Below are 8,751 nucleotides of genomic sequence, written 5' to 3' on the forward strand. Positions count from 1 at the left end.
TCAACTTGCATTGATAGCGCTATTATCTACAACAATCTTGCGCTTAAATCGACTATTGGTCATTATTTTAAATGAAGCGGGAACTTGTAAACTTTCACCATTAAGACTGCGTTGTGAAAATTCATCAAATTGATACTCAACGCCCAGTTTTTCAATAGCCTCTAAAATGACTCCATCTGCTCCCGCAGGTGATGCTGGCATTAACTTGCCAGTAATGCGATTTTCTCGCGCTTTGGTATAAAGCCCATACCCAATACGCAACAACTGGCCACTATCAACTAGCTTTTTTAAAACACGGCCAACTTGGTCGTAACCTGCAATATCAGCAAAATCAGCGCGCTCAAAAACATAACGCCTAGAGCGATTTATTCTTGTCGTTACTTTACTTGCTATTGTCATATTAATTACTCTCGTTGCTTAGACAAAATATAGCAAACAGACGACATTTAAACAATGCAAACATACGACACTTAGTTGATGTAATCACATCATCTTAATGGTATCTATCACCAGTAGGAACACGCTTTAACTGTGATTGTTTTAAATTATTAGCTTCGGGCTACGAGCTACGAGCTACGAGCAAATCCTAGCATCTAGCTCCTTTTACTGTCGTAGGAACTGGCTTTAGCCGTGATTATCTTAAAACCACTTTTACCACCGAGCTCACCGAGGCGCGGCGCTACACAGAGAAGATAAAAAGTGCTTCGAGCGACGGGCTTCGAGCTACGAGCTACGAGCTACGAGCAAATCCTAGCACCTAGCTCTTTTACTACCGTAGGCGTTAAGCTTGCTAACGCGAAAACGCAGCTTTTAGGGGGATACCTCTTCAGGGCTAACCTAACCAAGTTTCAAAAATCCGTAAAAAAGCAGGCTAAACTTGATACCTGCTTTTTAACAACTTACATTTAAACTAAGAATCCCCTCAAGCTTTGAGTTTAAAGTCTTTTACAACATCATAAAAATCTTTAATCACATGATAGAGTGAATCATCTCCCGCGTCTAAATCTAAAGTTTCGATATTTTCCAGCAAAATTTCGTGCTTAAAACGCCAATTAGATTGTCTTTTCATTTTATATGCATCAGCAACCTTTTCAGCAAAATGATGAAACTCTTCTGGCGAATAGCGGCTAGCATTAATCGATACTGTATAGATATCTTGATTTTCTTCATTTATCTCACGTTCGATTTCAAGGTAATAAGGCCAATAATCCCCCTCCTTAGGAGTATGCTTAGTTAGCATTAATATCATCTTGCTATCATCAATATCAGCACCCAGTTTAGGGAATAGTTTCCTTACAGCTTCATTAAAGAGATTAAACTCATTTAAGCCATGCAACTCATTAAATACCTTATGATTATGCTGTATTAACTCAGCAAGCTTTAGCTGCCAATCGTCATAAGCATGCGCGTTTGGTAATACATACCCAAAATATTCTAGAGGAGTTAGCTCAATGAGGGAGTATGATTTTTTATTATAGGTAAGTTTCTGATTTTCTAGGAGGCGAAGTGTTTCGAAATGGTTAGCTGATACCGTATTTAATAACTTATTATAGTTTTTAAAGTAGAGAGTTCTTTTCTCATCCCACTCACCAAAAATGAAGTCATGAATATCTCTTAATTGATGCTCTTGTTTTTGGGTTAATAAATTACGTCCAAATAAATCAAGTAATGCATCTGACAGCCAAGTATCATCTACTTTCACAAATCGATTATCATACTCGTCACCATGGTTTTTAAAGTGACTATCCGATAACACATATACTTTATTCCAATCAGCATAATTAGTTTCTATCCAACTAGCGTATTTTTTTAATTGTTGGTTTTGTAATTTACTACCGTCTTTTCTCTCAATAACAATAACTAACTTTTGACTTGGATCTAAAACAAGCAAGTCAATCCGTCCAGCGCCATCATTAATAGGGAATTCGCGAATAACTTTAGCTTGAGAGGTTGAATGAGAAAGTAGCTCAAATGTACTTAAAAAATTTCCTAACTGCTCATCATCAGCAACATTAAAGACATAGTGGAGTAGTGCTTTTAAAAAGTATTCGCCTTGTTGATGGCCTCCATTGGGATCTAAAAGCCATGCCAAAATATCAGACTTTTTATTTTCATCAAGCTTTATCAACTCAAGTACTGAAGTTTCTTCACTTCGACTAGACCGAGCTTTAAAATCCTTATCCAATAATAGTTTAAATGTTTTTTCCAATAAATTTACACTCACTTCTCACCTCTTATTTTACTTATAAATTATCAAGCGACGTTATTTTTTAAAGTGCAATATAACAGCGACAGTCCAGAAGAATTTATAGTAACGAGTAAGCGAAGTCTTCCCTGTAACTGCTTCTTATATATGACTTAATAAAAACCATCCTTAAGTACCACATACTTAATCATTATGGGAGGCCAGTCAAGGTAAATTCATATTTTTATATATAAACCAGAACCTTAGCGTTAACACTAGTTATTAACAGCACTGAAAGTACTACACGCTTTTATTTGCAACACATTAATTACAAACTAAATAACACGATCAACATTATCTTTAGCTAAACCCCTTTAACGTGATGCTAAATACTGTTTTGAAAAGCTCAAATAGTCATTGAAATTAAGTTCGGCGAAAAAATCATTATCTCCTGCTTACTGATCAATTTATTGCAATAAAAATGGTGACTTTTTAGCTAAGTTTCAATTGTTGCCCCATAAAGTATGGGAGTGAACATTTAAATTACGGATGAGAGTTTACCTCGCGGTCTGGTTTTTAATTGCAAATTTGAGTTATGTCGCGTTGGCGACTGCAACCAAAGAGCATTTTCTACCAAATGAAAGCGCCGACCGCCCCTTGGAACCCCACGGCGCCCCGAGGATCAAACAGCTTCCTCAATTTAAATTAATGATATGAACGTAAATGCTGTGTATTCGCCGTCCATGGCGAAGTCACAGCTTAACGCGCATCCATGCGCTGTTATTACTCATCATTAATTCAATTTCAGGTGTGATCACGGGGAAATTGTCTTAGCAGCAGTATTTAATTTTGCCGTAGGCGTTAAGCTTGCTGACGCGAAAAGCGAAGTTTTTGAATTGTAGCGGGAGTGTATCTCGCGCTTTGGGTTTTAATTGCAAATTTTTAGTTATGTCGCGTTGGCGACGGCAACCAAAGAGCATTCTCTACAAAATGAAACCGCCGACTTCTCTTTGGAATCTCTCGGCGCCCCGAGGGATCACACTGCTTCCTCAATTTAAATTAATGATATGAACGTAACCAGCGTAGATAGGCACAACTTTCACATCCATGTACGCTCCCCAGTTCGGGTATCCATACCCTCTCGTTCAAAACTGCGTTTTTCACCCATGGCCAAGCAACGCTTTTGAACAGCATCCATGCTGTAAATTACTCATCATTAATTCAATTTCGGGTGTGATCACGGGGGGATTGTCTTGGCAGCGGTCTTTAAATTTTAATGTAGGCGTTAAGCTTGCTGATGCGAAAAGCGCAGCTTTTAAAAATAAAGATATACTTGCTCGACACTTTTGCACTTATTGGTGTTCAATTTTTCACTATTACCTGCTTGCGAGCAGTAAAAAGTAACTTGAGAGCCCACTTCATACTGATCACTCCCGCCTGATAACTTACTTACACTAAAATGAAAATCGCCATAGTCTGAGGTGATAAAACCAAACCCTCGATTTTTATCAAACATACGGATCTCACCAGACATATCGCCTTTTGCATTAGAGTTATGATCTTTAGCTAGTTTGATAAAGCAGCGATCGTGGCTTTCTTCTGCAATTTCAAAAAGATTTGGCTTCTCTTTGATAAGCGCCTTTAAGCTAGTAACACGATAATTTCTAAAATCAAAAGATGAATCGAGCATTTTAAGAGCACTACCTAAGTCACCTAAATAAACAGGTTCATTCTTTTGTACACAACGTTTATAAGCCGCGATCAATAGTGTATTTAAGTCTTTAAATACATCAGAGTCACCTCTGTCAGTTAAGTTTTTTGTAATTACAAAATTATGGCACGCCTTAATAAACCGCTCTGGCGTGCTTTCATTACCTATAGCCATTACGTGTAATCCTTTCTCTCTTATCCGCTGTGCTAAGCTGTAAAAACCACCATCACTTGATACAATACAGACCCCAGTAATGCGTTGGTTATTATTTATAAGCTCAATTGCATCCATCACCAGTGCATGATCAGCAGCATCTTTACCATAATGAAATTGTTGTTTGGGACTGGAGGCTGTTTTATGTAAAATATTCTGCCAATTACCATGTTGCACAGATGTCCAATCTGCATAGACCCATTTAATTGCCACAGTGCCATATTTCTCAACTTCGTCGAGCACCGCTGAATATGTGTTATAAGACGCATTTTCACCATCAACTAAAACAGCAAATGTTAAACTCATTTTTTAATCCTTAAATAAATGCAAAGAGCTGCTCGTAAACAGCTCTTTCTATTAATTAATTAATTACTTACACGCACCAGGCACACGGCATGCGCAAGACGAGGGAACATGACACGCATGATCGTCCCCACAACGAGCAATTTTCACTGCCTCATTTGAATAAAGCTCAGCAGTAGGAAAAGCACCAAAGTGCTCCTCATAAACTGCTACCGTTTCGTCAAATGAGCTTTGTAATTTGGATTGGTCTTTATCACCATAAATTCCAAAATAAGGATAATGGTGTAAGTAAAAACCAAATAGAAACTCACAGTCATTCATATAACTTTGCGTATCTAAAATATGCTCATGCCAAAATTTATCTACTAATTTGCTTGGAACGAGTGATAGCTTGGGGTACCATTTTTTAAGGGATAAAAACTTACGATATTCAAGCTCTGCGAAGTCACACAGTTCATCATTCCATGTTGCTTCAGCAGATTGCGTCAATTTCCATTTCAGTTTTTCAAAATTCAACGCTGTTACATGAGCATGTAACTGTTCGTGCATATTTTTACTTAACTGAGAAATAGGTGACTGTTCAATTTCAACTAATTGCTCCATTATTTTTTATCTCCATTTTTATTTAATTGCTTACCACGATTCCCATGTACTTTAGCGTATTGCTGATTCACACCATCTGTACCTTTATTCGCATTTTTTTGGTTTGCTTCATTATCAGCAGGGCTTATTTTTTTAGCCATTACGGCCTCCTAAATTTAATTATTTTGTGAACAACATTATTCACCTTCGTTTTAAATAGGATTCAAGATTTTTGCGAGCAAGAAATGCTTTAGGCTCAAAGCCGCCATTTGTAAATACGAAAATCAAACGGTAATTACCTAACTTAAAACGTATAAGTTTAGGGTCAATAGTGAGTTTTCGGCCGCCAATATCTCTATAGTTACGACTTTGTAAAAGATGGCTATATATATCTTTAGCCTCTGCTACGTAACGAGCAGATTGACATTTTGGGAGGGTTTTAAGTAAACGATTCATTGATTTCATTATTAAACTCTAGTTGGTTAACTGAGTTCAATAGTGAACTTGTGCGGAGCACTACAAACACTTAATTTAAAATATTTTGTAAATACTCCCATGCATCTTTATTTTCATCTATTTGGGAATCGATGCTAGCACTTAATTCTTTAACTAATGGAAGCTGAAGTAGCCGTTTATCTGTTACATTTTGAAGGATATTCTTAGCCTCCATGCACTCTTTAGACTTAAGTTTTTTATCCGCCTTAATATAAGTTTTTATAAAGCTATGCCAATTAACATCCCTATCATAAAGAACACCAAGGGGAGATAAATCGGTATTACCAGCTTTGAGGTATTGAAAAGGAGAAGGGAGCTGTTCAGTGAATAAGTTAAAGTTATCATCAATCAATTTATTTTTAATGTTATCGAATGAAGATTGAGAAACACCAAAAAATAGCATTTCTGCGCTGAGCTCTTTTTTAGCGAATAGATCTAGCAGTTCAAATTCACGCTTATTATTCGATGATTTAGGAGTATAGTATTCTTGAAATACCTTTTTAGTGCCCGCAGTACCAATTAACGCATACAGGCACAAAGCATTATATATAGCGGGCTTTCTGCCTCTAATCACTTTGTGCTCAGCCCGGTTATTAGACTCTCTTTTTTCGACTGTTATAACTGCTTTGCGAAACGCTAATGCCTGCGATTTAGAGGTATGGCTATCAACACTATGAACATGCCCCTTGGTAAAAATATTATTTAACGTATCATGCAGCTCTTTGGGAAAGCTATCTGCTTCATTTTGCTTTATAAAAAACCTGGCAATTTGATTAATTGATTCAACTTCTGTATCAAGCAACACTGACATGCTAGTACACTCTATCGCACAATATGTCTCTTAGTTCAGAGCGTTTATAATATTCATCTTTTGCGCTTGCAACGAGTTCATCTACAGCCGCCATGCCTTTTTTACAACTATAATAACGCTTTGTACTTCGGTAGCGGCTATTTACTAAAACAAGTTCTCTATCGTAGCGGTTATAAACAGCATTAATAGCGCCGAAACAAACGCCCATTTTAATTGCTTCAACTTTAGATAAACTAAATATACCTAATAAACTATTTTTATCTTCAACAACCTCTGAGCATGCAGCTGCAATATTGTAGATTTTTTTGGCTTTGACTAAAGCCTCACCAGCACATTCTCCAAGCTCTATAAATTGTTTTTTATTAAACAGTACAAAGCTATTCAGCTCTATTTCTGAGTATTCTTCACAGCTATATGGCAAATGACTTCTAGCAAAACTAGATTCTGAAAATAAAATAAGTATGAAAACTAAAATAGTAGAAAACTTCATTACTTAAGCCCCTTTCTACAGAACCTAAAAGCATACCAAATAATACCGGCAGATATAAAAAAATCAAAGATTAAAAATATTTCATAACTAGCATCATCTTCAAACAATTGTGCAGCACTAAATAAATCAAGCCCGTATTGTGCACCAATATAAGCCATACTCGAAGTTATAAAAAGTAAATAATAAATATTTAAGATAACCACTTTAAGTAACGAATTAGATGCCATAGCAAACCAATAGCGCTTAATAGAATATGCCTTTAAATTAACCCTTAACGAATTTAAATTGAATAAAATTAAGCCAACGAATAAAGTTCTAGAAAATCGTTCAAATGGTGTTATCGTGTTGTAACTACCTACGCCATTAATAAGCTCTTTATCAAAAGGTAGATAATAAATATAAATAAAAAGAAATGAACAGACTAAAAAAATCACTATATGTAATAAGTGTTTAAAAACACCAATAGATTGCCCTCTAAAGGTATACAAATCTTTTGGATTTGCCAACTTCCAGCTTCGACGTTTTTTATTTAAAAATAACGATTCATCTTTAGTGAGTGAAACAAATAGGTGTTTATTTGCATCGGTATGTGCAGAGTTACTTGTCTGATCGTTAGTTGAAGAAGGAGTTGCAGTATATTCTGTATTTGTAGTGGCTGATTGCATCTACTTTCCTTGTAAATATTTTTTATCAATTATGCCAATATATACCGAAAACACAATAAGTTATAAAAAATAAAAACTCAGCTAAAATACTTACACTTTTCAATATATAGGCTGTCGCTAAACTTGATCTACCATATTAAATATATTTATTATGTCGCGTTGGCAACGGCAACCAAGGGGCAATTGATCTTCAAATAAACTCTGTTGCAAATAATTTATCCTTGAAGCTAGGTTACGCATCAATTGAGTCTTTTCGGGCACAAATGACGGGGGAGTTTTCTTAACAGCATCGTTTAGGTTGACCGTAGGGGTTAAGCTTGCTGACGCGAAAAGCGCAGCTTTTAAATTTTAGGCGGGAGTTTACCTCGCGCTTTGGTTTTTAATTGCAAGTTTTGTAAATTCCTCATTCGAGGTATTTGCCAGATTGCTGGCGGCAACCAAGGGGCGCATAGCGCCGTACGCCCCTTGGAACCCCACGGCGCCCAGAGGGTCACACTATTTCCTCAATTTAAACTAATGATATGAACGTAAACGCGATGAAACACGTCCTTATGTAAGCATCGTTTAACGTGCATCCATGCGCTGCTATTACTCATCATTAATTTAATTTCAGGTGTGATCACGGGGGAATTGTCTTAGCGACGGCGTTTAAGTTTATCGTAGGCGTTAAGCTTGCTGACGCGAAAAGCGCAGCTTTTAAATTGTAGGCGGGAGTTAACCTCGCGCTTTGGTTTTTAATTGCAAATTTTTAGTTATGTCGCGTTGGCGACGGCAACCAAGGGGCGCATAGCGCCGTACGCCCCTTGGAATCCCACGGCGCCCCGAGGATCACACTATTTCCTCAATTTAAATTAATGATATGAACGTAAATGCTGTGTATTCGCCGTCCATGGCGAAGTCACAGCTTAACGCGCATCCATGCGCTGTTATTACTCATCATTAATTTAATTTCGGGTGTGATCACGGGGAAATTGTCTTAGCAGCAGTATTTAATTTTGCCGTAGGCGTTAAGCTTGCTGACGCGAAAAGCGAAGTTTTTGAATTGTAGCGGGAGTGTATCTCGCGCTTTGGTATTTAATTTCAAATTTGAGTTATGTCGCGTTGGCGACGGCAACCAAGGGGCGCATAACGCCGTACGCCCCTTGGAACCCCACGGCGCCCCGAGGATCATACTATTTCCTCAATTTAAATTAATGATATGAACGTAAATGCTGTGTATTCGCCGTCCATGGCGAAGTCACAGCTTAACGCGCATCCATGCGCTGTTATTACTCATCATTAATTTAATTTCGGGTG

Annotated in this window: 9 protein-coding genes; all 9 read right to left on the reverse strand. The window is 37.2% G+C overall.

The genetic code is table 11. The features are described 5' to 3' along the window. The 9 genes from H5163_RS13175 to H5163_RS13215 all read right to left on the reverse strand — a co-directional run bounded on the left by H5163_RS13175 (position 1) and on the right by H5163_RS13215 (position 7,455). Positions 1 to 399 carry a DUF6088 family protein gene (locus H5163_RS13175; protein WP_182735325.1) on the reverse strand — a complete coding sequence of 133 codons (399 nt, stop codon included), beginning with the start codon at positions 397 to 399 and terminating at the stop codon, positions 1 to 3. A gap of 523 nt (positions 400 to 922) precedes the next feature. After that, positions 923 to 2,224 carry a PD-(D/E)XK nuclease family protein gene (locus H5163_RS13180; protein WP_182735326.1) on the reverse strand — a complete coding sequence of 434 codons (1,302 nt, stop codon included), beginning with the start codon at positions 2,222 to 2,224 and terminating at the stop codon, positions 923 to 925. Between the two features lie 1,276 nt (positions 2,225 to 3,500). Continuing rightward, positions 3,501 to 4,415 carry an NYN domain-containing protein gene (locus H5163_RS13185; RefSeq protein WP_182735327.1) on the reverse strand — a complete coding sequence of 305 codons (915 nt, stop codon included), beginning with the start codon at positions 4,413 to 4,415 and terminating at the stop codon, positions 3,501 to 3,503. A 63-nt stretch (positions 4,416 to 4,478) separates the two neighbouring features. Next, a complete protein-coding gene (locus tag H5163_RS13190) occupies positions 4,479 to 5,015 on the reverse strand; it encodes a hypothetical protein (RefSeq protein ID WP_259398294.1) in 537 nt (178 codons plus the stop codon). Continuing rightward, positions 5,015 to 5,155, reverse strand: coding sequence for a hypothetical protein (locus H5163_RS13195; RefSeq protein WP_182735328.1), 141 nt, complete (start codon positions 5,153 to 5,155; stop codon positions 5,015 to 5,017). Before H5163_RS13195 ends, H5163_RS13190 begins: the two co-directional genes overlap by 1 nt. A gap of 40 nt (positions 5,156 to 5,195) precedes the next feature. Next, entirely contained in the window at positions 5,196 to 5,450 is a 255-nt protein-coding gene (locus tag H5163_RS13200) for a hypothetical protein (protein WP_182735329.1), read from the reverse strand. 70 nt (positions 5,451 to 5,520) lie between these two features. Beyond that, positions 5,521 to 6,300 carry a hypothetical protein gene (locus H5163_RS13205; RefSeq protein WP_182735330.1) on the reverse strand — a complete coding sequence of 260 codons (780 nt, stop codon included), beginning with the start codon at positions 6,298 to 6,300 and terminating at the stop codon, positions 5,521 to 5,523. Between the two features lies 1 nt (position 6,301). Then, positions 6,302 to 6,790, reverse strand: a complete 489-nt coding sequence (locus H5163_RS13210) for a hypothetical protein (protein WP_182735331.1) — start codon at positions 6,788 to 6,790, stop codon at positions 6,302 to 6,304. Then, positions 6,790 to 7,455, reverse strand: a complete 666-nt coding sequence (locus H5163_RS13215; RefSeq protein WP_182735332.1) for a hypothetical protein — start codon at positions 7,453 to 7,455, stop codon at positions 6,790 to 6,792. The genes H5163_RS13210 and H5163_RS13215 overlap by 1 nt, the downstream gene beginning before the upstream one ends. Positions 7,456 to 8,751: the final 1,296 nt, after the last annotated feature.

It is taken from the genome of Pseudoalteromonas sp. SG44-8 (assembly GCF_014164125.1).
Classification (GTDB): domain Bacteria; phylum Pseudomonadota; class Gammaproteobacteria; order Enterobacterales; family Alteromonadaceae; genus Pseudoalteromonas; species Pseudoalteromonas rhizosphaerae.